This window comes from Blastococcus goldschmidtiae, assembly GCF_031845325.1.
In the GTDB taxonomy this organism is placed as follows: Bacteria; Actinomycetota; Actinomycetes; order Mycobacteriales; family Geodermatophilaceae; genus Blastococcus; species Blastococcus goldschmidtiae.
The window spans coordinates 117,631-142,396 of the sequence record NZ_JAVREI010000011.1 but is presented as its reverse complement, the minus strand read 5'-3'; the positions used below and the strand labels follow the sequence as shown (position 1 = coordinate 142,396).

Genomic DNA, 24,766 nt, shown 5'->3' with positions numbered 1-24,766 from the left:
CCGCTGCGCTGGGTCAGCTCGAGTTCGACCTGGTCATCTGCGGCGCCGAGGCGACCGACAGCCAGATGAGCGTCATGCCGGCGCTGCTGGCCGAGCGGCTGGGTCTCCCGCAGCTCTCCGGCGCTCGACGCACTTCCGGACCCGGGAAGCGAAGTCATCGCCGGGGACCGGGAAGCAGGGACGCCCGGGCGTGGTTGGGCCGTTCGTGGACGGGACCGCCGAGCCGAGCATCTGGGACGCCGGCCATCGCCGCACCACGATCGGCCTGCTGACCCTCGTCACGCTCGTGGCCTTCGAGGCGATGGCGGTGGGGACGGCGATGCCCAGCGCCGTCGCCGAGCTCGACGGCGTCGCCTGGTACGCCTGGCCCTTCAGCGCCTTCCTGGTCACCTCGGTCGTCGGCATGGTCGTCGGGGGAGAGGTCGGTGACCGGCGGTCCCCCCGGCCGGGCGTGCTCGCCGGTGTCCTGGTGTTCGCCACCGGGCTGCTGATCGCCGGCATCGCCCAGCACATGGCCGTGCTGATCCTCGGCCGGGCGGTGCAGGGTCTGGGCGCCGGCGTCGTCATCGTGCTGCTGTACGTGATCGCCGGTCAGGCGTACTCCTCGGATCTCCGCCCCCGGCTCTTCGGCGCCTTCGCCGCCGGGTGGGTGCTGCCCGCCCTCATCGGCCCGCTGGCCGCGGGGCTGATCACCACCCACGTGGGCTGGCGCGGGGTGTTCCTGTTCCTGCTGCCGCTGGTCGGCGCCGGCCTCGTGCTGCTCCTCACCGCCGGGTCGGACGACGCCCCCGCACGGGAGCGGGCCGACCACCCTCGCAGCAAGGCTCCGTACGCCCTCCTCGCCGGCGCCGGCATCGCCGGCCTGCAGTACGCCGCCCAGCGCCTCGATCTCGCCTCCGTCGCCCTCGTGGTGGTCGGCGCCGCCGCCCTGGCGGTGGGTCTGCGCCGGCTGCTGCCCCGCGGCACCGTCCGGGCCCGGCCCGGGATCCCGGCGGTGATCGCCAGCCGTGGGCTGCTGGCCGGTGCCTTCTTCGGCATGGACGTCCTGCTGCCGTTCGTCCTCACCGAGCAGCACGGGTGGAGCGCCGCCACCGCCGGGCTCCCGCTGACCGCCGGGGCCGTCGGCTGGGTGGTCGCCGCCCAGCTGCAGGGGCGCCGTCCGGACGTGCCGCGCCAGCGGGTGCTGCGCGCCGGGTTCCTGCTGCTGGCCCTGGGACTGGCGGCCACCGCCACCACGGCGGTGCCCGCCCTCGGCGGCTGGCCCGCCTACTTGACGTGGGCGGTGGCCGGCGTGGGCATGGGGCTGGGCATGCCCAGCGTCGGTGTGCTGCTGCTCGACCAGTCGCCCGAGGCCGAGCGCGGGGCCAACTCGGCCGCCTTCCAGATCTCCGACGTGACCGCATCGGCACTGTGCATCGGCCTCTCGGGCGTGCTCGTGGCCGGGGCGGCGGACGGCACGGGCGAGCTCTGGCCGGCGGTGCTCGCCGCGGTGGGCGTCCTGTCGATCCCCGCGCTCCTCGGTGCCCGGGTGGCCGGGCGCACCGTCCCGCCGGGCCAGGCGGCCCCGGCCCCCGCGACTACCCTGGCGGCGACATGACGTATCTGGACCACGCGGCGACGACGCCGATGCTGCCCGAGGTGCTGGCGGCGATGACCGGGCAGCTGGCCCGCGTCGGCAACGCCTCGTCGCTGCACGCCAGCGGCCGGGCGGCCCGCCGGGTGGCCGAGCAGTCGCGCGAGCGGCTCGCCGACGCCCTCGGCGCCCGCCCGTCGGAGGTGCTGTTCACCGGCGGCGGCACCGAGAGCGACAACCTCGCGGTCAAGGGCCTGTTCTGGGCGCGGCGGGCGGCCGACACCCGGCGTCGCCGGCTGGTGGTGAGCCCGGCGGAGCACCACGCCGTGCTGGACAGCGTCGAGTGGCTGGTCAAGCACGACGGCGCCGAGGTGACCTGGCTACCGGTCGAGCCCAGCGGCCGGATCCGGCCCGAGGCGCTGGCCGAGGCGCTCGGGGACGGCCGGGACGTCGCGGTGGCCAGCGTCATGTGGGCGAACAACGAGATCGGCACGGTGAGCGACATCGCCGCCCTGGCCGCGACGGCGCACGCCGTCGGCGTCCCGCTGCACACCGACGCGGTCCAGGCCGTCGGGCAGGTGCCGGTCGACTTCGGTGCCAGCGGGGTGGACGCCCTCACCATGACCGGGCACAAGCTGGGCGGGCCGATGGGTGCGGGCGTCCTGCTGCTGCGCCGGGACGCCGAGTGCACCCCGCTGCTGCACGGCGGCGGCCAGGAGCGGGACGTGCGCTCGGGCACCCTCGACGTCGCCGCGATCGTCGGCCTGGCCGTCGCGACGGAGGCCGCGGTGGGCCGCCGCGAGGAGCGCGCGGAGCAGGTGGGCGCCCTGCGCGACCGGCTGGTCCGCGGGGTGACCGCCGAGGTCCCCGACGCCCGGCTCAACGGCGCCGCGCTGGACGACGTGCTGGCCGGTGGCCCCGGCCGACTGCCCGGCAACGCGCACCTGTCCTTCCCGGGCGCCGAGGGCGACGCGCTGCTCATGCTGCTCGACGCCCGGGGCATCGAGTGCTCGACGGGCTCGGCGTGCAGCGCCGGCGTGGCCCGCCCCAGCCACGTGCTGCTGGCGGTGGGCGCCGACGGCGAGCGCGCCCGCAGCTCGCTTCGGTTCAGCCTCGGGCACACCTCGACCGACGCCGACGTCGACGCCGTCCTCGAGGTGATCGGCCCGGTCGTGGAGCGGGCCCGCCGGGCGGGTCTGGGCCGTCGATGAGGGCCGCGTCGTGAGGGTGCTCGCCGCGATGAGCGGTGGCGTGGACTCCGCCGTGGCCGCCGCGCTGGCCGTGGACGCCGGGCACGACGTCACCGGCGTGCACTTGGCGCTGTCGCAGAACCGGCAGACCCTGCGCAGCGGCTCCCGCGGCTGCTGCAGCGTGGAGGACTCCCACGACGCCCGCCGGGTGGCCGACGAGCTGGGCATCCCGTTCTACGTCTGGGACCTGGCCGAGCGGTTCACGGAGGACGTCGTCGACGACTTCGTGGCCGAGTACGCGGCGGGGCGCACCCCCAACCCGTGCCTGCGCTGCAACGAGAAGATCAAGTTCTCCGCGGTGCTCGACCGGGCCCTCTCGCTGGGCTTCGACGCCGTCGTCACCGGGCACCACGCGCGGCTCGCGGACGGCGAACTGCGTCGCTCGGTCGACACCGCCAAGGACCAGTCCTACGTGCTCGGCGTCCTGACCCCGGACCAGCTGGCCGCGGCGTGGTTCCCGCTGGGGGGCATGACCAAGGACCGGGTGCGCGCGATCGCCGCCGCGCGCGGGTTCGCCGTGGCGGGCAAGCCCGACTCCCACGACATCTGCTTCATCCCCGACGGCGACACCCGGGGCTTCCTGGCCCGGCGGCTCGGCAGCCGCCCCGGCCCGGTGGTCGACGCGGGAACGGGCCGGACGGTGGGTGAGCACGACGGCACCTACGGGTTCACGATCGGCCAGCGGCGCGGCCTGGGCGTGAGCGTCGGTGACTCGGCGCCGCGGTACGTGCTGGGCATCGAGCCGGTCAGCCGCACGGTCACCATCGGCACCGCCGAGCAGGCCACGGTCGACGAGGTGCGCACCGGCGCCGCCACCTGGACGGGCGCGGCACCGGCGCTGCCCGCCCGCTTCGAGGTGCAGCTCCGGGCGCACGGCGTCCCCACGCCCTGCGAGGTGGCCGCCGAGGACGGCGGCCTGCGCATCGCCCTCGCGCAGTCGCAGCGCGGCGTCGCCCCCGGGCAGTCCGCCGTCCTGTACGAGCCGGACGCACAGCGCGGGGACCGGGTCGTCGGCCAGGCCGCGGTGACGTCCGCCGGCTGAACCGGACCGCTCCTCCGCGCGTCACCCGATGGTGGACCGGGTACCGGCTCGGTTCGTGCCTCCTGTCATCCCGTGGTGGGCTGGTCGACCGACGGTCCGGGAGGACGAGGGTGCGCAGCTGGAGCGGAGTGACCGGGGCCTGCCTGGTCACGCTGGCGCTGACCGCTGCCGCGTGCACGGGCGGGCAGACCTCGGTGCACGAGGACCCGGTGGTGGAGGCGGCCGCGCCGCGCGAGCCGGTGGCCACGCCGGTGCAGATCCTCGCGATGAACGACCTGCACGGCCGGATCGCACCACCACCGGACGACGAGGCCGTCGCGGTCGTGGACGACGGCCCGGGCCCCGACGGGCTCCCGGGCACCGCGGACGACGGCACCGCCGTGCTGGGCGGAGCCGCACACCTCGCCGCAACGGTGCAGCGGGTCCGCGCCGACTTCGGGGGGCCGGAGGAGGACAGCCTGCTCGTCTCCGCCGGTGACCTCGTGGGCGCCTCGATCTGGGCGTCGGCGACGTATGCGGACGAGCCGACGATCGAGGTCCTGGACGCGCTGGGGCTGGTCGCGTCCGCGGCCGGGAACCACGAGTTCGACAGCGGCCAGGACGAGCTGTTCCGGCTCTCCGGCGCGACCGACGGCACGTACCTCGACGACGTGGGCGCGTGCGACGACGTCGGCACGGCCGGCGGGAGCTGCTTCCGGAACAGCGCGGGGGAGCGGTTCGCGGGCGCGGGCTTCCCCTACCTGGCGGCCAACGTCGTCGACCGCGACAGCGGCAGGCCGGCGCTGCCGCCGTACGAGGTCGTGACGACCAGCACCGGCGCGCGGATCGGGTTCATCGGCGTGGTCACCACCGACACCGAGCTGTTCGTGCGGCCCTCGGGCCTGACCGGGCTCGAGGTCGAGGAGCCCGTGGCGGCGGCGAACCGGTACGTGTCCGAGCTCCAGGAACGGGGTGTCGAGGCGATCGTCCTGCTCGCCCACGAGGGCGGCCGGCAGAGGCCGGGCGGACGGCTGGACTCCTGCGCCGGGGACCTGGCCGGGAGCCCCATGGGAGAGCTCAACGCGGGGCTGTCGCCGGCCGTGGACGCCGTCGTCGGCGGGCACACGCACAGCCCCTACACCTGCCTGCTGCCCGACCCGGCCGGGCAGCTGCGCCCGGTCACCCAGGCGCTGACCTCCGGGCGTTCGCTCACCGACCTGCGCTTCGTGGTGCGGTCGGACGGCGACGTCGACCGGTCGTCGGTCACGGTGACCGCGGTCCCGGTCACCCGGGAGGCGGAGGACGAGCGGATCGCCGGGGTCGTCGACCACTGGGTGCAGCGGGCCGCGGCCCGGGGTGACCGGCCGGTCGCCACGCTCGTCGAGGACGTGCGGGAGGAGCGGGCGCCGGACGGGCCCCTGGGGGTCCTGGTGGCCGACGCCCTCCTCGCCGCCGTGCGAGGGCCCGAGTTCGGCGATCCGGTCCTGGCCTTCATGAACCACGGGATGCTGCGCAGCGACCTCCTGCGCGAGAGCAGCGGTCCGGGCGATCCCGACGGCGCGGTGACCCAGCGGGAGGTGTTCCGGGTCATGCCGATGCGGTTCCCGGTGGAGGTCGTGACGGTGTCCGGCGCCGACATCCGCGCGACCCTGGAACAGCAGTTCACCGGTGCGCCGGCCCTCCGGCTCAGCACGTCCCAGGGGCTCTCGTACCGCTACGACCCGGCCCGGCCGGCCGGTGACCGGGTGGACCCGTGTTCGCTGACCCTCGACGGAGCCCGCATCGATCCGGCCGGCAGCTACCGCGTCGCCATGACCGCGTACCTGCGCGAGGGCGGTGACGGGTACACCTTCTTCGCCGACGGGACGGACCTCGCCTCGCACACCACCGGCACCGACGCCCTCGCCGCTCACCTGGCCGCGGCGTCGCCGGTGAACGCGCCGGCCGGCGGGGCGCTGCCCACCGCGGAGCGGCTCTCCTGCTGAGGTGGGACCCGCCCGGTGGACCGGGACGGCTACCGTCGCCCCCGTGACCACCCCCGATGACCCCGCAGGCCTGCCGAGCGGGGCCGGCGGTGCGTCTCCGGCGGTGACGTGGGGCCCGGCCACCGGCGTCGGATCCCTCCCGGGGACCGACCCGGCCGAGGCGCTGCGGCTGGTCCTCGGCGAGCTGCCCGGGATGCCGCACCTGCCCGAGCTCCCCGGACGGGGCGCCGGTGCGGACATGATCGGCCGGACCGCGAGCCTGCTCGTGGATCTCGCCGTGGACATCACGCCGGCCGGCTGGCGGCTCGTGCCGCGCTCCGGCGTCGACCAGCGACGTGCTCAGGAGTTCCTGGCCCGCGACCTGGACGCGCTGCACGAGCAGGCCGAGGGCTACGCGGGGCCGTTCAAGCTGCAGGTCGCCGGCCCCTGGACGCTGGCCGCCGCCCTGGAGCGGACCCGCGGGGAGCGGGCGGTCGTCGATCCGGGCGCGCGCCGCGACCTGGCGCAGTCGCTCACCGAGGGGCTGCGGGCGCACGTGGCCGGGATCGGCGCGCGGCTGCCGGGTGCGCGCCTCGTCGTGCAGCTGGACGAGCCGAGCGTGCCCGCGGCGCTGCAGGGCGGGCTGCCCACGGCGACCGGTTTCGGCCGCCTCCCGGCCGTTCCCGCCGAGGCCGTCGAGCAGGAGCTGCGGGCGGTCGTGGCGGCGGTGCCGGTGCCGGTGGTCGTGCACTGCTGCGCGCCGCGGATGCCGCTGACCCTGTTCCGCGCCGCCGGTGCCGCCGGGCTGTCCTTCGACCTGTCGCTCGTGCAGGACCTCGACGCCGTGGGGGAGGCCGTCGACGCCGGCGTCCACCTGCTGGCCGGCGTCGTCCCGGGCACCGACGCGCCGCTGCCGGCCGCCCGGGCCACCGCGTCGCGGGTGCAGGGCTGGTGGCGCGAGCTCGGGTTCGGGGCCGAGCAGCTGCCCGACGTCGTCACCCTCACGCCGTCGTGCGGTCTCGCCGGGGCCACGCCCGGCTACGCCCGCGCCGCGATGACCCACCTGAGCGAGGCCGCGAGGTACCTCCAGCCGGAGTGACGGCGACGACACGTGCGGTCATCCGCGCCGGGCGGCGGGAACGGCCCTACCCTGCGCCGGTGCACGAGACGCTGATCGACGGGATCCCGGCCTTCCTGGTGGAGGGCCCCGTCCCCACCACCGTCGGGCTGGTGTTCGGGGTCGGCCGCGCCGACGAGACATTCGTCCGGGGTGGGCTGACCCACCTCGTCGAGCACCTGGTCATGAGCGCGGTGGGCCGGACGGCGTACGACTCGAACGCGTCGGTCGACCTGAACCGGACGGAGTTCACCGCGTCGGGGACGCCGGAGCAGGTCCGCGACTTCCTGACCCGCGTCTGCCGGGCCCTGGGGGATCTCCCGGTCGACCGGCTGCGCGTGGAGGCCGACGTGCTCCGGACCGAGGGCGCCGCCGCGGCACCACCGGCGGTCGGGATCCTGCTCGCCGAGCGGTACGGCACGGAGGGTCCCGGGCTCGCCGGCGTACGCGAACCGGCCATCCGGTCGCTGACGGCGGAGGACGTGCAGGGCTGGGTGCGCACCTGGTTCACCCGGCAGAACGCGGCGCTCTGGCTCAGCGGTCCCGTGCCCGAGCGGCTGGTGCTGCCCCTGACCGAGGGAGCGCCACCGGCCCGGCGCCCGCTGCGGCGCGCGGAGGTGCCGACGCCGGGGTGGCTGGAGACGCCGATGGAGGGGGCCGTCGCGCTGGGGGGCGAGCTGCCGCCCGGGGTCGCGGGCCCGATGACCCTCGAGCTGCTGCGCCGCCGGCTCGAGGACGAGCTGCGGCACCGCCGCGGGGTCGCGTACGCGGTGGGAGCCGACCGGTTCGCCTTGGACGCGGAAACCCGGTTCGGCGTCGTCGTCACCGACGTGCGGCCGGGCCAGGAGGACCTCGTCGTCCGCGTGCTCTGGCGGGAGGTGCAGCGGCTGGCCGACGAGGGGCCCACCGCCGAGGAGCTGGAGGTGGAGCGGCGGACGATCCTCGCCGACCTGGACGACGGTCGCGGCGACGCGGGCGAGGCCGCCTCCCTCGCCGAGGCCCGCGTCACCGGGGTGCCCGCCTACGACCGAGTCGAGCTGCGCCGGCAGCTGTCCGGGGTGACCACCGCGGAGATCCGGCAGACCGCGGCACGACTGCGGAACGGCGCCCTGCTCGCCGTCCCGGGACCGCTCGATCCGGACCCGGCGGGAGTTCCCCGGATCCCGGGCTGGTCCCGGGACGCCGTGCAGGGAAGGACGTTCCGGCGGCGGCGGCGGCGCACCGGCGTCCCGAAGGGGGCAACGCTGGTCGTCGGGGACGACGGCGTGAGCGCGGTGCTCGAGGAGGGCGCGATCACCGTCCGCTGGGCCGACGCGGTCGGGCTCGTCCGCCAGGGGCCGGGGGAGTACCAGCTCCTCGGCCGCGACGGGTTCGCCCTGCCGCTGTCGGCGGCCGACTGGCGGGACGGCGAGGAGGCCGTCGCCCTGGTCCGGGCCGCGGTGCCCGACGAGCTTCAGGTGGACGACGACGACGTCGAGGAGACCGCCGGGCTGTTGCTCATCCGGTCGCCGGAGCACCGCGTGCGCGAGGCGATCGCGATGTCGGACCACGGCGCCACCGTGATCGCGAACGCGGAGTGGACCGCGGTCGTGGCCGACGACGCCCCGGACTTCCTCGTGCGGCAGGCGGAGCTGACGGCAGCGCCGGGACGCAGCCCGGTGTCGCTGGTGCTGCGACAGACCCACGCCGACCTCGAGTACGTCCTCTACCGGGGGTACAAGGAGATCGCCCGCCACCGGTGGGGCATCGCTCCCGCGGATCCACGGCTGCTGGCCGAGGCGGTGCAGCGGGCCGAGGAGTCGGTCAGCCGGCTGCACCGCGCCGGAGGCACCCCGCGTGACATCGCCGAGGAGGCGGTGGCCGCGCTGGGGCTGCCGCCCCAGGTGCCGGCGCTGCTGGCCGGCGAGCCGGCGGTCGGCGGACAGCGGGTCGAGGGGGCGGGAGCCTTCGGCGGCTTCAAAGCGTCGCTGCGCGGCGACTTCGTCCCGGAACAGGGGAAGAGGACGCGCCTCGAGCGCTACCAACGACTGGCCCACCGGCGACCGCCGTGGTTCCGCGCGCTCAACGCCGCCGGGGTCCTGGTGTACGGACTGCTCGTCTGGGGCCTGGTGTCCTGGCGGGAGCACCTCGACGGCTGGCAGTTCTGGCTGCTGCTCGCGCTGTGCGGAGCCAGCCTGCTCAACGCGGTCTGGGACGCACGACCCCTGCGGCGGCCTGCGGGCACCGACCCCGCCGGCACCGGGCCCGCCCCGTCCGAGCCGGGCCGGACCCCGACCGGGTGAGGACCGGTTCGCCGTCGTACCTGCCGGATAACGTTCCCGCGTGAGCACCGACCCCGCTGCGCTGGACGAGCCGGTCGTCGAGGCCGCGACCGACCGGGAGGACCTCACCGAGGTCCCCGACGACGCGCGCACCCGGCACCGGGACCTCTCGGAGGAACTGGACCGGTACGCCTTTGCGTACTACGTGCGCGACGAGCCGCTGGTCAGCGACGGTCAGTACGACGAGCTGATGGGCGAGCTCAGGGCGCTCGAGGCCGCGCACCCGGCGCTGCTCACACCCGACTCGCCCAGCCAGAAGGTCAACGGCGGGTTCACCGCCACCTTCGCGCCGGTCCAGCACCTGGAGCGGATGCAGAGCCTGGACAACGCGTTCAGCAGCGACGAGCTGTCGGCCTGGGCCGCGCGGGTGGAGCGCGAGGGCGCGGCCGGTGCCAGCTACCTGTGCGAGCTGAAGGTCGATGGCGTCGCCGTGGCCATCGTCTACGAGAGGGGCGGCATGGTCCGGGCAGCGACCCGGGGCGACGGGACGACCGGTGAGGACGTCACCGCCAACGTCCGCACCATGGCGAACGTCCCGCAGCAGCTGACCGGTGCCGACGTCCCGGAACTGCTGGAGGTCCGCGGCGAGATCTACTTCCCGGTCGCCGGTTTCGCCGACGTCAACGCCGGTCTGGTCGAGGCGGGCAAGGCGCCGTTCGCCAACCCGCGCAACGCCGCGGCCGGGTCGCTGCGGCAGAAGGACCCGAAGATCACCGCCTCGCGCCCGCTGCGCCTCGTGGTGCACGGCGTCGGCGCGCACCGCGGCTTCGACGTGGACCGGCAGTCCGCCGCCTACGACCGGCTGCGCGAGCTGGGGCTGCCGGTGAGCGACCGGTACGAGGTGGTGGGCGACCTGGAGGCCGTGTGGGCCTACATCGAGCGGACCCGGGAGCAGCGGCACTCGGTGGAGCACGAGATCGACGGGGTCGTCGTGAAGGTGGACCAGTACGCACTCCAGCGGCGGCTCGGCTCCACCTCGCGGGCGCCCCGCTGGGCGATCGCGTTCAAGTACCCGCCGGAAGAGGCGACCACCACGCTCCTCGACATCAAGGTCAACGTGGGCCGCACCGGGCGGGTGACGCCGTTCGCGTACATGGAGCCGGTGAAGGTCGCCGGGTCGACCGTGCAGATGGCCACGCTGCACAACGCGTCGGAGGTGAAGCGCAAGGGCGTGCTCATCGGCGACACGGTCGTGATCCGGAAGGCCGGTGACGTCATCCCGGAGGTGCTCGGCCCGGTGGTCGCCGCACGGGACGGTTCCGAGGTCGAGTTCGTCATGCCCTCGCACTGCCCGGAGTGCGGCACCGAGCTCCGGCCGGAGAAGGAGGGCGACGCCGACATCCGCTGCCCCAACTCCCGGTCGTGCCCCGCGCAGCTGCGGGAGCGGGTCTTCCACGTCGCCGGACGCGGCGCCTTCGACATCGAGAACCTCGGCTACGAGGCGGCGACCGCGCTGTTGCAGAGCTCCCTCCTGCAGGACGAGGGCGACGTCTTCTTCCTCGACGCCGAGCAGCTGCAGCGGTCGTCGTTCTTCACCAAGAAGGACGGCGCCCTGAGCGCCAACGGCGCGAAGCTCCTGAGCAACCTGCAGAGCCGAAAGGACGTCCCGCTCTGGCGCGTGCTGGTGGCGCTCTCCATCAGGCACGTCGGGCCGACCGCCGCCCAGGCACTGGCCCGGGACTTCCGTTCGCTCGACCGCATCATCGAGGCGTCCGAGGAGGAGCTGGCCGCGGCCGACGGGGTGGGGCCGACGATCGCGACGTCGATCCGCGACTGGTTCGCCGTCGACTGGCACCGCGAGCTCGTGGAGAAGTGGCGCTCGGCCGGGGTGCGCATGGCCGACGAGGGCGAGGACGCCGGCCCCGGTCCGCTCACGGGTGTCACCGTCGTCGTCACCGGCTCGCTGCGCGACTACAGCCGGGACGAGGCGACGGCGGCGATCCAGGAGCGCGGCGGCAAGGTCACCGGCTCGGTGTCGAAGAAGACCGGCTTCGTCGTCGTGGGCGCGGACCCGGGCAGCAAGTACGACAAGGCCGTGCAGGTCAAGGCGCCCATCCTGGACGACGACGGCTTCTCGGTGCTGCTCGAGGAGGGTCCCGACGCCGCGCGAGCGGTTGCGACCATCGGGGAGTAGTCAGCTGGCCCGTATCGACGCCGTGGCGACGGCCGTGGCGACCGTTCGGCCCTCTGCGTCGAGGAGTTCCCCGGCCAGGAAGGCGACAGATCCGCCGCGTCGCACGACCCGGCCGTGACCCTTGATCGGGCCGGGGAGAGCCGGCCGGTGGAACTGCACGTGCAGATCCGTGGTGGGGGCCCACTGGCCGGCGTCGAGCGTCGCGACCAGCGCCGGACCCATGGTGTCGTCGAGCATCGCGGCGAGCATCCCGCCTTGGATGTGGCCGGCCGGGTTGAGGAACGCCTTGGTGGCGGTGAACCCGGTCTCGATGGTCATGGCCTGCGGATCGACGTGCATCAGACGGAAGCCCAGCAACCGCGCCACCGGTGGTGGCTCCGCTCGGCCCTCGACGACGTCCCAGAACGACGCTGTATCCATGCGCGGCAGGCTAGGGCCGGGCACCGACGATCCGTGATCCGACGAAGGTCCACCGGGTGTTCAGAACGGTGGTGGGGCCGTGGTCGCGATCAGGCCGGTCGGGGTCGCGACCGTCAGCGTGCCGTCGGCGGCCAGGTGGTGTCGCCATCCGGGCGCCTGGTGCTTGCCCCGGTGGTGCCCGGTGCAGTAGCCGACGAGGTTGCCGGCACTGGTCGGCCCCTCCGGCCACGGGCGGTCGTGGTCGAGTTCCCCGCCGCGAGGCACCCGCCGGCGGCAGCCGGGGAACCGGCAGCGCGGGTCGCGGGCGCGGACGAACCGGTCGAGTGCCGCGCCTGGGCGGTAGCCGTCGGTCGGGGCGGGTGCTCCGAGGCCGGGACGGCCGCTCAGGTCGTGGTCGCAGCGAGCTGGGTCGCGGCGGCAGCGGCGGGCACCGCAGGTGGCGTGCCGGCGCAGCTCGTCGCTGTCGGTGAGGCAGAGCAGCGCGCCGGTGAGCTCGTCGACGACGGCGATGCGCGGGCGGTCGACGAGTCCGCGGCCCGCGCCCCGGTCCAGCAGGTGCGCAAGTGCCTGCCGCTGTTCGTCGGCGAGGGCGTGGAGGCGGTCCAGGGTGCTCGCCGCGGTGCTCGGCCGCCCGGCCGCGCTGTCCTGCCACGCCTCCACGTCGTCCGCATCGGCACGGCGGGCGCCGTCGACCGCCCGGCCGGCGCTGTGCATCGCGCGCTGCAGATCCAGGAGGATCGCGCCGGCCTCGTCCACCGCGCGGTCCGCGTCCGCCCAGCTGCCAGTGCCAGGGGCCGGGGACGCCTCGTCGTCCGGTCCGTCCCCGACCGGCGGGGTCGGTGCGCTGTCCGGTGAGGGAAGTGTCGTCGCCGAGCTTCCCGGCGAGGGAGGTGCCGGCAGCGCGCTTTCCGGTGCGGGAGGAGTCGTCGGCGCTCGTCCCGGCTGTGCTCGTCCTGTCGGGGGTGGCGCGGTCGGTGCTGCCTGTCCTGTCGGGGGCGGCGCGATCGGTGGCGCGACCGGTGGTGCGGTTCGGGACAGCTGGTCCCGTGCGGACTCGAGGGCCCACCATCGTTCCAGCTCGTCCGGCGGAGGATCGTCCGCTCCACCCCAGTCACCGCGCAGTGCCCGCGCCTCGACCTCGGCCCACCACCGCTCGTCGGCGGACCGCATCGCGGCGGTCCACGTCTCGACGGGAGGTTCGTCCGGGGACAGATCGTGCGCAGGGAAGGACGCGGCGGGCGGGCTCGAAGGCGCACCGGGGAGGAGGCCGAGCGCCCGGGCCAGTGCACGCACCATCTCGGCGGGCACCGGCTCGCCGCCGATCTCGCCCGGAGCGGCCCCGCCGGCCAACGTCGGCACGCCGGCGACCAGCGTCAGGCGGGCCTGCACGGCGGCGTGGTCGTGCTCTCCGGGACGCAGCACCAGGTCGAGCAGGCAGTCGGCCATCTTCTGGCCGCGGCTCCGGGTGTCCCCGGGCTCGTCGATCGCGTCGGCGTACTGCCCCAGCGCGTCCAGGAGCGCCTGCGCCTCCGGGAGGGCCAGCAGCGCCTCGAACACCGCCATGCCCTCGCGTTGGTCCGGGCGGACGGAGACGCCACGTTTGCGCAGCGCCGTCAGCAGTCGCTGCGCGGCCGCTTCGGCGTCGTGTCGCAGCACGGATCGCCGCACCTTCCCGGCCAGCTGCGGGGGAGTGGTGACCGACCGGCCGACCACCCAGTCGAGCACCTCCTGCTCGACGCGCGCGCGGGTCGTCAGGTCGGGAATGGGCCCGACCTTCTCCAGCAGGTGCCACAGGTGCCCGTCATGGATCACCCCGCACTCGAGCGCCACCAGTGTGCGCGGCAGCCGGTGCACGAGCGTCAGTGAGCGTTCGAGCAGGTTCTCGGCCGCGGTGGTGGTGCGGGACAGCGCCACGGCCAGTTCGTGCGCCGCCCACTCGCTGACCTCGGCGAGCACCTCCGGTCGGGCCGCTCGGCGTTCGGCGCTCATGGCGCCCGGGGTGCCGGCCGGGCGGTCGGCCCAGGCGGGGCGGGTCGCGGCGAACTCGGCGACAGCGCGGGCCCGGATCGCCGTCTGCTTGCTGATCTCGCGCTCCGCGGCCTGGACCGCGCCGAGCGGACCCGAGGCCCACCCCACCGACGGCGCACCCGCAGGCGCACCAGGCAGAGAAGCGGTGTCGAACACGGATCGATCGTATGTTCGACCACTGACAATTCCGGGCGACGCCGGAAAGACGGGAGTGCGGGTTCGCCCGGTGGCACGGGTCCGACGGAACTCAGGCAGGCGGCAGGTGCGTGACGGTCGCTGCGATGCCGGTCAGGTGCACCAGGCGCAGGAGCTCGGACCGGCGGAACGCCGGCCCGCCGGACCGGCCGACGACGACCGCGCGGGCCTCGCCACCGAAGGGCGTCGCCATCATCTCGATAGCCATCTCCTGCCAGCGCTCGGGCAGCCAGTCGTCGTCGCTGGGCAGCAGCCGGGGAGCCGTCATCGGCATCCACGGCAGCGCCACGCCCTCGAACGCGGGCGCCGCCTCCGATGCGGCACGGACTTCCGCGGTCCGGCCCGGAGTGCCGTCGAGCACCACGGCCCACCCGCTGTGGAACACCCGCGGCAGCTCGGCGGCCAGCAGCTTCTCCGCCGTGCCGCCACCGGCGTGGGCCAGCGCGTCGAGCAGCTCCAGTTCGCGGTGGGTGTCCAGCGGCCCGGCGAAGGGGCGCAACGACTCCACCCGCACGTCGGGCACGCTCTGCGCGACGGTGATCAGGCTGTCGGGCAGCCGGTCGGGCGGGAGGTCGACCACGACGTCGTCGACGGCCACGCCGGTGCCGCGCTCGAGCACGTCCAGGGACACGATGTCGATGCCCGCGGTGCCCAGCGCGGTGGCCACCGCACCCAGGATGCCGGGACGGTCGGGCATGACCAGACGCAGGAGAAAAGACACGGTTCCTCCGAGAATCGTTTCCGGCCCCCTGCAGGGTCCCGGTGCGAGCGCGCGAGCACGGGGGGGCAGGGGGTCCTTCATCGATCTCCGTTGATCGCAGGCGAGGGCAGCTTCTCACGGTGACGACCGGGTCAGACCCCCCACGTACAGTGCAAAGGTCCGGTCCCGGCCCCAGACCACGGTGGTCGGCGCCGACCGTCGCCCCCCCCGAAGTGGAGTTCCGACCCGCATGAGCACGCCGTCCCGCAAGGCCCGACTCACCCGTGACGAGGTGGCGCACCTGGCGCACCTGTCGCGGCTGGCCGTGACCGACGAGGAGCTCGACCTCTTCGCCGGCCAGCTGGGCGCGGTGCTGGACGCCGTGGCCCAGGTGGGCAAGGCCGACGTGGCCGACGTGCCGCCCACCACGCACGCCGTGCCGATGACCAACGTCTTCCGCGAGGACGTCGTCCGGCCCAGCCTGCCCCGCGACGTCGTCCTGGCCGGTGCCCCGGCCGCCGAGGACGGCCGGATCCGCGTGCCCCGCATCCTGGGGGAGGAGGCGTGAGCGAGCTCGCGAGCTCACCGGAGAACACGGCACCGCCGGGCACGCGTGTCGACGAGCGCCAGCGAGGAGCACGCGTGACCGAGCTGACCACCACCGACGCCGCCGAGCTCGGCCGGCTGCTCGCCGCCGGCGAGGTGACCGCCGCCGAGGTGACCCGCGCCTACCTGGACCGCATCGAGGCCGAGGACGGCGCGCTGGGCGCCTACCTGCACGTCGACGCCGAGGCCGCGCTGCGCTCCGCGGAGCAGGTCGACGCCGCCCGTGCCCAGGGTGGGGAGCTCGGCCCGCTGGCCGGGGTGCCGCTGGCGCTCAAGGACGTCGTCGTCACCGAGGGCGTCCCGACGACGAGCGGGTCGAAGATCCTCGAGGGGTGGCGCCCGCCGTACGACGCGACGCTGGCCGCCCGGCTCAAGACCGCCGGCACCGTGCTGCTCGGCAAGACCAACATGGACGAGTTCGCGATGGGCTCCTCCACCGAGAACTCCGCCTACCGGGTCACCCGCAACCCCTGGGACCACGACCGCATCCCGGGTGGGTCCTCCGGTGGCTCCTCGGCCGCGGTCGCCGGCGGGCTGGCGCCGTGGGCGATCGGCACCGACACCGGTGGCTCGATCCGGCAGCCCGCCGCCGTCACCGGACTTGTCGGCCACAAGCCCACCTACGGCTCGGTCTCGCGCTACGGGCTCATCGCCTTCTCCTCCAGCCTCGACCAGGCCGGCCCCATGGCGCGCACCGTCCTGGACGCCGCGCTGCTGCACGAGGCGATCGCCGGCCACGACCCGCTGGACTCCACCAGCATCGACTTCCCGGTGCCGGTCCTGGCCGAGGCGGCGCGCCGCGGTGCCGAGGGCGACCTGGCCGGCCTGCGGGTCGGCGTCGTCACCGAGCTCGGTGGCGACGGGCACACCGACGGCTACGACCAGGGCGTGCTCGCCCGCACCGCCGAGACGGTGGCCCTGCTGGAGAGCCTGGGCGCGGAGGTGCGCCCGGTGTCCTGTCCGGCCTTCGATCTGGCGCTCCCGGCCTACTACCTGATCGCCCCCAGCGAGGCGTCGTCCAACCTGGCCCGTTTCGACGGCGTCCGGTACGGCCTGCGGGTCGGCGACGACGGCAACCGCGACCTGGACGAGGTCATGGCGCTCACCCGCGAGCAGGGCTTCGGTCCCGAGGTGAAGCGCCGGATCATCCTGGGCACCTACGCGCTGTCCAGCGGCTACTACGACGCCTACTACGGGCAGGCGCAGAAGGTCCGCACGCTCATCACCCGGGACTTCACCACCGCCTGGGACGACGTGGACGTGCTGGTCAGCCCGACCAGCCCGACCGTCGCCTGGCCGGTGGGCGCCCGCGTGGACGACCCGATCGCCATGTACGCCGCGGACCTCTGCACGCTGCCGGCCAGCCTCGCCGGGGTCCCCGCGATCTCGGTGCCCTGCGGTCTCTCCGAGGGGCTGCCGGTCGGCTTCCAGATCATGGCGCCGGCGCTGGCCGACGACCGCTGCTACCGGGTCGCCGCAGCCCTCGAGGCGGCCCAGGACGCCGCCCGCGGCTCGCGGTTCCTCGGCCAGCTGCCCGTGCGGAGCGCCGCATGAGCGCCCCGCTGAAGGCCGCCTGGGCCCTCACCGCGTTCGTCATCGTCGCCGGCATCGTCGGCTGGGTGGTCACCGACCGCGCCGTCTTCGCCGTCTTCCTCGTCCTGGGCGTGCTGACCGCCGTCGGTGCCGTGATCACCGGCCGTGCCGAGCGTGCCGCGACCAGGTCGGCCGCCCCCAAGGAGGGCCCCACCCCGTGAGCACCACCACCGACCGGCTCGTCGACTTCGACGAGGTCCTCACCCGCTACGAGCCGGTGATGGGCCTGGAGACCCACGTCGAGCTGGGCACCGCGTCCAAGATGTTCTGCGGCTGCTCCACCACGTTCGGCGCCGAGCCCAACACCCAGACCTGCCCGACCTGCCTCGGCCTGCCCGGCTCGCTGCCGGCGGCCAACGCCGCCGCCATCGAGTCGACGATCCTCATCGGCCTGGCGCTGGGCTGCCGCATCGCCACCTGGGCGCGGTTCTCCCGGAAGAACTACTTCTACCCGGACATCCCCAAGGGTTTCCAGACGACGCAGTACGACGAGCCGCTGTGCACCGCCGGGCACCTGGACGTCGAGGTCGACGGCGAGACCTACCGCGTGGAGATCGAGCGGGTGCACCTCGAGGAGGACACCGGCAAGAACCTGCACGTCGGTGGCTCGACCGGTCGCATCCACGGCGCCGACCACTCGCTGATCGACTACAACCGCGCCGGCATCCCGCTGGTCGAGATCGTCACCCGGCCCATCCCCGGCGCCGGCGCGAAGGCCCCCGAGGTCGCCAAGGCCTACGTCACCGAGCTCCGCGAGATCCTGGTGACCCTCGGCGTCTCCGAGGTCCGCATGGAGCAGGGCAACCTGCGCTGCGACGTGAACACCTCCCTGGCGCCGATCGGCAGCCTGGAGTGGGGCACCCGCACCGAGACCAAGAACGTCAACTCGCTGCGCTCGGTCGAGCGGGCGGTGCGCTTCGAGATGCGGCGGCAGGCCGCCGTGCTCGACGCGGGCGGCACGATCACGCAGGAGACCCGGCACTTCCACGAGGACACCGGCTCCACCTCGCCCGGCCGCAGCAAGGAGGAGGCGACCGACTACCGGTACTTCCCCGAGCCCGACCTGGTGCCGGTCGCGCCCGACGAGGAGTGGGTCGCCACGCTGCTGGCCGGACTGCCCGAGCTGCCGGCCGCCCGCCGCACGCGGCTGTCCGACGAGTGGGGCATCTCGCCGACGGAGATGGCCTGGCTGGTCAACGCCGGCGCCGTCGAGCTGGTCAGCGACACCGTCGCCGCGGGCGCCTCGCCCGCCGAAGCCCGCAAGTGGTGGCTGGGCGATCTCGCCCGCCGCGCCAACGACTCCGGCACCGAACTCGGCGAGCTGGCCGTCACGCCGGCGCAGGTGGCCGAGCTGATCGGGCTGATCTCCGCCGGCACGATCAACGACCAGCTGGCCCGGCAGGCGCTCGACGGCGTGCTCGCCGGCGAGGGGAACCCCGCTGCCGTGGTCCAGGCGCGCGGGCTGGCCGTCATGGGCGAGTCCGACGAGCTGGTCAGCGCCGTCGACGCCGCGATCGAGGGCAACCCCGACGTCGCCGAGAAGGTGCGCGGCGGCAAGGTGCAGGCCATCGGCGCGCTGGTGGGTGCGGTCATGAAGACGACCCGCGGCAAGGCCGACGCCGCCACCGTCAAGCGGATGCTCGAGGAGCGACTGGTCAGCTCGTAGGTCCCGGGGGCACAGTTCACGCGTGCCCGCCGACGAGCCGACCGGCCAGCCGGTCTTCCGCGCGCTGCTCCGCCCGAGGCCCCTGTCGACGGCGGAGCGGCGGCTGCTGTCCTGGCTCACGGCGCAGGTGGACGCGGATGCGACGGCGCAGGTGGCCGACGCGACCGTGGTGGGGGAGTGCGCCTGCGGCTGCTCCTCGGTCCGGCTGTCCCCGTCGGGCTGGGTGGACGGGAACGGGCACAGCGAGGTCAGGGCGAGCGCGCGGGCCGCGGACGGCGCCCCGGTCGCCGTCGTGCTGCACCTGCTCGGTGGCCGGCTGCACGAGCTCGAGGTCTTCGACACAGCAGCCGGCGAGGGCGTCGCCGTCGACCTCGCTGCGCTGACCGCGCTCGAGCTGGGCGGCTGAGCCGTGGAACTTCCCGCGGTCGAGCTGCGGCCGGTGCGTCGCGCGGACTTCCCGCTGGTCTGCCGCTGGCTGGCCGATCCGCTGGTCGCCCGGTGGTGGGACGACGACAGCTCTCCGGATGCGGTGGAGGCGCACTACGGCCCCGCCGTCGACGGCGCGGACACCACCGCCGTCTACCTCGGGATGCACGAGGGGCGGGTCTTCGGCCTCGTCCAGGTCTACCGGTTCGACGACGAGCCGGAGTCCCTGGCCGAGCTCTCGACGGTGTGCCCCGTGCCTCCCGGCGCGCTGAGCATCGACTACCTCGTGGGGGAGCCGGACGCCCGGGGCCGCGGTCTCGGCGCGGGGATGATCGCGGCGGCCGTGGCGCGCGGCTTCGCCGACCACCCGGACGCCGGGGAGGTGCTGGTCCCGGTCGTGGCCGCTAACGAGGCGTCGTGGCGGGCGCTGGAGCGGGCCGGGGGCGTCCGGTACGCCACCGGGGAGCTGACCCCGGACAACCCGGTCGACTCCCGCGAGCACGTCGTCCACCGGTTCGCGCGACCGCAGGGCGGAGGAGCGTCCCTGCCTGGACGGCGAACCTCTACAGCGGGGAGCCGCCGGCGGCGGACGGCGGGTTGATCCGCAGCACCTTGTCGTCGTCCTCGGCCGGGGTGCCCACCCCGTCGCGGTTCGACGTGGTGATCCACAGCGCACCCTGGGCATCGGCCACGACGGTCCGCAGCCGCCCGTACTCCCCGCCGAGGAACTCCTCGAGCTCGCCGGCGACCATGTTCGCCTCGTCGACGGGGACGGCGTGCACCCGCTGGCCGTCGAGCGCGCCGAGGAAGACCGCGTCGCCCAGGACGGCGCACCCGCCCAGCCCGTCCTCGCCCGGCGGGATCTCGACCACCGCGCCGGTCGCACCGGTGTAGTCGCCGCCCTCGACCAGCGCGTTGAGCTCGTCGGCCCCCTCGCGTGCGGCGTCGGCGGCGAACACCCGGTCCTCCGCGCCGAGGCACACGGCGGTGACGTCGCGGTGCCCGCTGGTGAAGACCGGTCCCGCCCCCACGGGTCCGCCGAACACGTCGATCCGCAGCACCTTCCCCGCCAGCGAGAGCGGGTCGGTCGCGAGCGCCGGGTTGCCGATGTCGCCGGTGCCGACGTACAGGGTCCCGTCGATGCCGAACGCCAGGCCGCCGCCGTTGTGCACCTCGCCCCGCGGGATGCCGGTCAGCACCGCGTTCGGCGTCCCACCGATCGGGAAGCGCACCACGCGGTTGTCCAGCGCCGTGGACAGGTAGGCGTAGAGCAGCCCGTCCTCGGCGTACGTGGGGGAGACGGCGAGGCCGAGGAGGCCGCCGTCGCCGGCGGTGTCCACGCCCGGCACGGTCATCAGCTCGCGGGCGGGGGAGCGGTCGGGGAAGACCTGCAGGATGCGGCCGGTGTCGCGTTCCCCGACGACCGCGGTGCCGTCGGGGAGCAGGGCCAGGCCCGTGGGCACGGCCAGCCCGGTGGCGACGACGTTCGGATCGCCGGCGTCCTGCTCGGCACCCGGCTCGGCCGGGCGACCGGGGACCGGCGCGGACGACGGGGGAGGACCCACCTCCGGCGGCGCTCCTTCGGGCAGTGGACGGAAAGGCCCGGAGGGCTCGTACCCGTCGTCGCCGCAGCCGGACAGCAGGACCGCGGTCACGAGCAGCGCACCTGCCCAGACCCGTCGCATGTCCTCCACAGTACGTGCGCTGCCTGGGCGGGGCGGGCGGTTGCGCCTACTGTCAGCGCTCGTGATCGAACCGCTGGTCGGCCCCGACGAGGTGCTCGACGTCCTGGTCCCCTCCCGTGCGCTCGCGGCCGCCGCCGAGGCGGTCTCGCCGCGCGTGCGTGCCCACCGCTGGGCGCCGGCCGACGGCCCGCCCACGGGCGAGGCCGCCCGCGCGAAGGTCTGGGTGCCGCGTTCCGGCGGCGCGCCGCACCCCGGCGACGAGTTCTTCGCCGCGCTGCCCGACCTGCGCGTCGTCCAGCTGCTCAGCGCGGGCGCGGAGCGCTTCGCCGGGCGGCTCCCCGACGGCGTGGCCCTCTGCAACGCCCGGGGGGCGCACACGCCCTCGACCGCCGAGTGGGCGGTGGCCGCCACGCTGGCCGCCCAGCGGGGGCTGCCCTTCTTCGTCCGCGAGCAGGAGGCGGGGCGCTGGACGCCCCGCACCCACGCCACGCTCGTCGGCGCGAGGGTCCTGGTCGTCGGCGCGGGTGACATCGGGCGCCGCATCGGCCGGATGCTCGAGGGCTTCGACGTCGAGCTGACCTTCGTGGCCCGCACCGCGCGCGAGGACGTCCGGCCGACCAGCGACCTGCCCGAGCTGCTGCCGCAGGCCGACGTCGTCATCGTGATCGTGCCCGTGACCGACGAGACCATCGGGCTGGTCGACGCCGGGTTCCTCGCCGCCATGCGCGACGGCGCGCTGCTGGTCAACGCGGCCCGCGGTGTCGTCGTCGACACCGACGCCCTGCTCGCCGAGCTGACCGCCGGCCGGCTCCGTGCCGCGGTCGACGTGACCGAGCCGGAGCCGCTGCCCGAGGGTCACCCGCTCTGGACGGCGCCCGGCCTGCTGATCACCCCGCACGTCGGCGGGGACGTGCCCGGCACGAACGAGCGCGCCGCCGCCGCGGTGTCCGACCAGCTCCGCCGGATCCTGGCCGGCGAGCCGCTGGTCAACGTGGTCGACCGCTACTGACCGTCCGGCAGCTCGGGGACGGGGATGCGGCCGCCGGACGCCCGCCCGATGGCCGGCAGGTCGCGGGCGCGCACCGCCGGGAGCCGCACCTCCGTCCCGCCGGTGGTGACCAGCCAGAGGTCGCCGCGCTCGCCGATCCGGACGCCCGCCACCTCCGACCACGGCACGCGGCGCCGGCCGAGCAGGGAGTGGACGGTGACGGCGTCCCCGGTGACGTCGAAGCCCGTGCGCAGCACCCAGGCGGCCAGCACGGCGGGAACGACCAGGAGCAGCAGGAACCAGGGCGAGGCCGCCGTCAGCGTGGTGAGGCACAGGGCGAACACCAGGACGGCCAGCAGGGTGGCGCGGTTCGTGCCGAAGCGGGCCGGGGTGTCCACGAGGGCCGATCCTCCCAGACGGGTCAGGCGGCCAGCCGTGCCAGCTTGGCCGCGGTGTCCGTCTCTGCGGCGGTGTAGACGACCAGCTGGAGCCCGGGAGCGTCGGCGGGGGTGAGCTGGTGGTGCTCCAGCACCAGGGTGCCGACCGCCGGGTGCTCGAACCGTCGCTCGGTGGAGGTGAACCGGTCGACGTCGTGGCTGGCCCACCCCTCGCGGAAGGAGGGGCTGGCCGCCTGCAGCCGGGTCACGAGGTCCACGACCTCGGGATCGGCCAGGCGCGGGCCCACCTCGGCGCGGAACTGGGTGAGGAAGCGGCGGCTGTCGGCATCCCAGTCGCCCAGGAGCGCGCGGACGGCGGGATCGGTGAAGACGACCCAGAGCAGGTTGCGCTCCCCGGCGGGCAGCTCCGCCACCCCCGGGTAGAGGCGCTCGTAGGCGGCGTTCCAGCCGACGATCGACCAGCTCGAGGTGATCGCGTAGGCGGGGGAGGAGCCGAGCGCGTCCATCAGCCCCTGCAGGTGTGCCGGCAGCGCCTCCACGCGGTCGTCCGCACGCACCGGGTCGTTGCCGGAGAGCCGGAGGACGTACTCGCGCTCGGCCGCGGACAGCTGCAGCGTCCGGGCCAGGGCGTCCATCACCTGGTGGGACGGCCGGATGTCCCGGCCCTGCTCGAGCCACGTGTACCAGGTGTGGCTCACCCCGGCGAGGAGCGCGACCTCCTCCCGCCGGAGCCCGGGGGTGCGCCGGTTGGTCCCCGCCGGCAGGCCGACCGTGCTCGGCGCGAGCTGGCGGCGACGGGAGCCGAGGAAGTCGGCCAGCTCGCGGCGGGCGGAGGCGGTCACGGAGCTCCTCGGTCGGTGGTGGTACCGGTACTAGTACCACCGCAGCCTCGGGGATGTCGCCCGTCGGGCCTAGCATTCCGAACCGTGACGATCGGCGAGGACCTCATCCCAGGCAACGACTCCGCCAGCGCGACGCGCAGCCCGATGAAGCCGCGCAGCTACGAGGTGACCGACGGCGACGCCAAGGCGCCCGCCCGCGCCATGCTCCGCGCCGTCGGCATGGGCGACGAGGACATGGTCAAGCCGCAGATCGGCGTCGCCTCGTCCTGGAACGAGATCACCCCGTGCAACCTCTCGCTGGACCGGCTGGCCAAGCGCGCCAAGGACGGCGTCCGCGCCGCCGGTGGCTTCCCCATGGAGTTCGGCACCATCTCGGTCTCCGACGGCATCTCCATGGGCCACGAGGGGATGCGCGCCTCGCTCGTCTCCCGCGAGGTCATCGCCGACTCCGTCGAGACCGTCATGTTCGCCGAGCGGCTGGACGGCTCGGTGCTGCTCGCCGGCTGCGACAAGTCGCTCCCCGGCATGCTCATGGCCGCAGCGAGGCTCGACCTGGCCAGCGTCTTCCTCTACTCCGGCTCGACGATGCCCGGCAAGCTCGGCGACCGCGACCTCACGATCATCGACGTGTTCGAGGCCGTCGGGGCGTGCGCCCGCGGCCTCATCACCCGCGACGAGCTGGTCGCCATCGAGAAGGCCGCCTGCCCGGGGCAGGGGTCGTGCGGCGGCATGTACACCGCCAACACGATGGCCAGCGTCGCCGAGGCCCTCGGCATGGCGCTGCCCGGGAGCGCCGCCCCGCCGGCCCCCGACAGCCGCCGCGACGACTACGCGGTCGCCTCGGGCGAGGCGGTCGTGAACCTGCTGCGCCAGGGCATCACGGCGCGGCAGATCATGACGAAGAAGGCGTTCGAGAACGCGATCACCGTCGTCATGGCGCTGGGCGGCTCGACCAACGCCGTCCTGCACCTCATGGCCATCGCGCACGAGGCGCAGGTCGACCTCGAGCTCGAGGACTTCAACCGGATCGGCGACCGCACCCCGCTGCTGGCCGACGTGAAGCCGTTCGGCCGGTTCGTCATGACCGACGTCGACCGCATCGGCGGCGTCCCGGTCGTGCTTCGCGCGCTGCTCGACGCCGGGCTCCTGCACGGCGACGTGCTCACCGTGACCGGGAAGACGATGGCCGAGAACCTGGCCGAGATCGCCCCGCCGGACCCCGACGGCGCGATCATCCACGCGATGAGCGACCCGATCCACCGGACCGGGGGGCTCTCGGTCCTCCGCGGCTCGCTGGCCCCCGAGGGCGCGGTCGTGAAGTCGGCCGGTTTCGACTCGGAGACCTTCGAGGGCACCGCCCGGGTCTTCGACGGCGAGCAGGGCGCCATGGACGCCGTCACCGAGGGCACCCTGAAGCCCGGCGACGTCGTCGTCATCCGGTACGAGGGACCACGCGGCGGACCGGGCATGCGCGAGATGCTCGCCGTCACCGGCGCGATCAAGGGCGCCGGCCTCGGCAAGGACGTGCTCCTGCTGACCGACGGCCGCTTCTCCGGCGGCACGACCGGCCTGTGCATCGGGCACGTGGCGCCCGAGGCGACCGACGGCGGCCCGATCGCCTTCGTCCGCGACGGCGACCGGATCCGGCTGGACCTGACCACCCGCACGCTCGACCTGCTGGTCGACGCCGACGAGCTGGCCCGCCGGGCCGAGGGCTGGGAGCCGCTGCCCCCGCGCTACACCACCGGGGTGCTCGGGAAGTACGCCAAGCTCGTCGGATCGGCCGCCCAGGGCGCGATCTGCGGCTGATCGAGGGGGTGGACCACCCCCCTCCCAAGG

21 protein-coding genes are annotated in these 24,766 nt (G+C 74.9%); 15 read left to right on the top strand and 6 right to left on the bottom strand.

The annotated features are described in order from the left end of the window. Positions 1-190 precede the first annotated feature (190 nt). From RM425_RS15420 to ligA, 7 genes are all read left to right on the top strand, one after another. A complete protein-coding gene (locus RM425_RS15420) occupies positions 191-1,597 on the top strand; it encodes an MFS transporter (RefSeq protein WP_311346100.1) in 1,407 nt (468 codons plus the stop codon). Then, positions 1,594-2,784, top strand: a complete 1,191-nt coding sequence (locus RM425_RS15415; RefSeq protein ID WP_311346099.1) for a cysteine desulfurase family protein — start codon at positions 1,594-1,596, stop codon at positions 2,782-2,784. The genes RM425_RS15420 and RM425_RS15415 overlap by 4 nt, the downstream gene beginning before the upstream one ends. A 10-nt stretch (positions 2,785-2,794) precedes the next feature. Then, positions 2,795-3,865 carry a tRNA 2-thiouridine(34) synthase MnmA gene (gene mnmA, locus RM425_RS15410; RefSeq protein ID WP_311346098.1) on the top strand — a complete coding sequence of 357 codons (1,071 nt, stop codon included), beginning with the start codon at positions 2,795-2,797 and terminating at the stop codon, positions 3,863-3,865. 110 nt (positions 3,866-3,975) lie between these two features. Then, positions 3,976-5,829, top strand: coding sequence for a bifunctional metallophosphatase/5'-nucleotidase (locus RM425_RS15405; RefSeq protein ID WP_311346097.1), 1,854 nt, complete (start codon positions 3,976-3,978; stop codon positions 5,827-5,829). A gap of 43 nt (positions 5,830-5,872) precedes the next feature. Further along, entirely contained in the window at positions 5,873-6,907 is a 1,035-nt protein-coding gene (locus RM425_RS15400; protein ID WP_311346096.1) for a methionine synthase, read from the top strand. 59 nt (positions 6,908-6,966) lie between these two features. Then, positions 6,967-9,207 (top strand): insulinase family protein, encoded by a 2,241-nt coding sequence (locus tag RM425_RS15395; RefSeq protein ID WP_311346095.1) that lies wholly within the window; start codon positions 6,967-6,969, stop codon positions 9,205-9,207. A gap of 40 nt (positions 9,208-9,247) precedes the next feature. Further along, positions 9,248-11,380 carry an NAD-dependent DNA ligase LigA gene (ligA, locus tag RM425_RS15390; RefSeq protein WP_311346094.1) on the top strand — a complete coding sequence of 711 codons (2,133 nt, stop codon included), beginning with the start codon at positions 9,248-9,250 and terminating at the stop codon, positions 11,378-11,380. On the opposite strand, the gene RM425_RS15385 is transcribed toward ligA, so the two are convergent. The 3 genes from RM425_RS15385 to RM425_RS15375 all read right to left on the bottom strand — a co-directional run bounded on the left by RM425_RS15385 (position 11,381) and on the right by RM425_RS15375 (position 14,744). Continuing rightward, positions 11,381-11,800 carry a PaaI family thioesterase gene (locus RM425_RS15385; RefSeq protein WP_311346093.1) on the bottom strand — a complete coding sequence of 140 codons (420 nt, stop codon included), beginning with the start codon at positions 11,798-11,800 and terminating at the stop codon, positions 11,381-11,383. It lies immediately after the preceding gene. Between the two features lie 60 nt (positions 11,801-11,860). Next, a complete protein-coding gene (locus tag RM425_RS15380; RefSeq protein WP_311346092.1) occupies positions 11,861-13,984 on the bottom strand; it encodes a DUF222 domain-containing protein in 2,124 nt (707 codons plus the stop codon). A gap of 91 nt (positions 13,985-14,075) precedes the next feature. After that, positions 14,076-14,744, bottom strand: coding sequence for an ACT domain-containing protein (locus RM425_RS15375; protein ID WP_311346091.1), 669 nt, complete (start codon positions 14,742-14,744; stop codon positions 14,076-14,078). Positions 14,745-14,973: 229 nt separating this feature from the next. Here RM425_RS15375 and gatC point away from each other — a divergent pair, with 229 nt between their 5' ends. The 6 genes from gatC to RM425_RS15345 all read left to right on the top strand — a co-directional run bounded on the left by gatC (position 14,974) and on the right by RM425_RS15345 (position 19,615). Further along, on the top strand, positions 14,974-15,291 hold the full coding sequence (gene gatC / locus RM425_RS15370) for an Asp-tRNA(Asn)/Glu-tRNA(Gln) amidotransferase subunit GatC (protein ID WP_311346090.1): 318 nt from the start codon (positions 14,974-14,976) through the stop codon (positions 15,289-15,291). A gap of 74 nt (positions 15,292-15,365) precedes the next feature. Beyond that, positions 15,366-16,883: an Asp-tRNA(Asn)/Glu-tRNA(Gln) amidotransferase subunit GatA gene (gene gatA / locus RM425_RS15365; protein ID WP_311346089.1), complete on the top strand. Its 1,518-nt coding sequence runs from the start codon at positions 15,366-15,368 to the stop codon at positions 16,881-16,883. Then, positions 16,880-17,083 carry a hypothetical protein gene (locus tag RM425_RS15360; RefSeq protein ID WP_311346088.1) on the top strand — a complete coding sequence of 68 codons (204 nt, stop codon included), beginning with the start codon at positions 16,880-16,882 and terminating at the stop codon, positions 17,081-17,083. Before gatA ends, RM425_RS15360 begins: the two co-directional genes overlap by 4 nt. Next, entirely contained in the window at positions 17,080-18,588 is a 1,509-nt protein-coding gene (gene gatB, locus RM425_RS15355) for an Asp-tRNA(Asn)/Glu-tRNA(Gln) amidotransferase subunit GatB (RefSeq protein ID WP_311346087.1), read from the top strand. The genes RM425_RS15360 and gatB overlap by 4 nt, the downstream gene beginning before the upstream one ends. 22 nt (positions 18,589-18,610) lie before the next feature. Further along, on the top strand, positions 18,611-18,994 hold the full coding sequence (locus RM425_RS15350; RefSeq protein ID WP_311346086.1) for a hypothetical protein: 384 nt from the start codon (positions 18,611-18,613) through the stop codon (positions 18,992-18,994). Positions 18,995-18,997: 3 nt separating this feature from the next. Next, positions 18,998-19,615: a GNAT family N-acetyltransferase gene (locus RM425_RS15345; RefSeq protein WP_311346085.1), complete on the top strand. Its 618-nt coding sequence runs from the start codon at positions 18,998-19,000 to the stop codon at positions 19,613-19,615. Here the strand turns inward: RM425_RS15345 and RM425_RS15340 are convergent. Beyond that, on the bottom strand, positions 19,578-20,699 hold the full coding sequence (locus tag RM425_RS15340) for a PQQ-dependent sugar dehydrogenase (RefSeq protein WP_311346084.1): 1,122 nt from the start codon (positions 20,697-20,699) through the stop codon (positions 19,578-19,580). The two genes, RM425_RS15345 and RM425_RS15340, sit on opposite strands and share 38 nt — an antisense overlap. A 61-nt stretch (positions 20,700-20,760) precedes the next feature. On the opposite strand from RM425_RS15340, the gene RM425_RS15335 reads away from it, so the two are divergent. Beyond that, positions 20,761-21,708 (top strand): 2-hydroxyacid dehydrogenase, encoded by a 948-nt coding sequence (locus RM425_RS15335; RefSeq protein ID WP_311346083.1) that lies wholly within the window; start codon positions 20,761-20,763, stop codon positions 21,706-21,708. On the opposite strand, the gene RM425_RS15330 is transcribed toward RM425_RS15335, so the two are convergent. Next, positions 21,702-22,085 carry a PH domain-containing protein gene (locus RM425_RS15330; protein ID WP_311346082.1) on the bottom strand — a complete coding sequence of 128 codons (384 nt, stop codon included), beginning with the start codon at positions 22,083-22,085 and terminating at the stop codon, positions 21,702-21,704. The genes RM425_RS15335 and RM425_RS15330 overlap by 7 nt on opposite strands. 23 nt (positions 22,086-22,108) lie before the next feature. Beyond that, positions 22,109-22,927: a helix-turn-helix transcriptional regulator gene (locus RM425_RS15325; RefSeq protein WP_311346081.1), complete on the bottom strand. Its 819-nt coding sequence runs from the start codon at positions 22,925-22,927 to the stop codon at positions 22,109-22,111. Between the two features lie 84 nt (positions 22,928-23,011). Between RM425_RS15325 and ilvD the strand changes: the two genes are divergently transcribed. Then, on the top strand, positions 23,012-24,736 hold the full coding sequence (gene ilvD / locus RM425_RS15320) for a dihydroxy-acid dehydratase (protein WP_311346080.1): 1,725 nt from the start codon (positions 23,012-23,014) through the stop codon (positions 24,734-24,736). Positions 24,737-24,766: the final 30 nt, after the last annotated feature.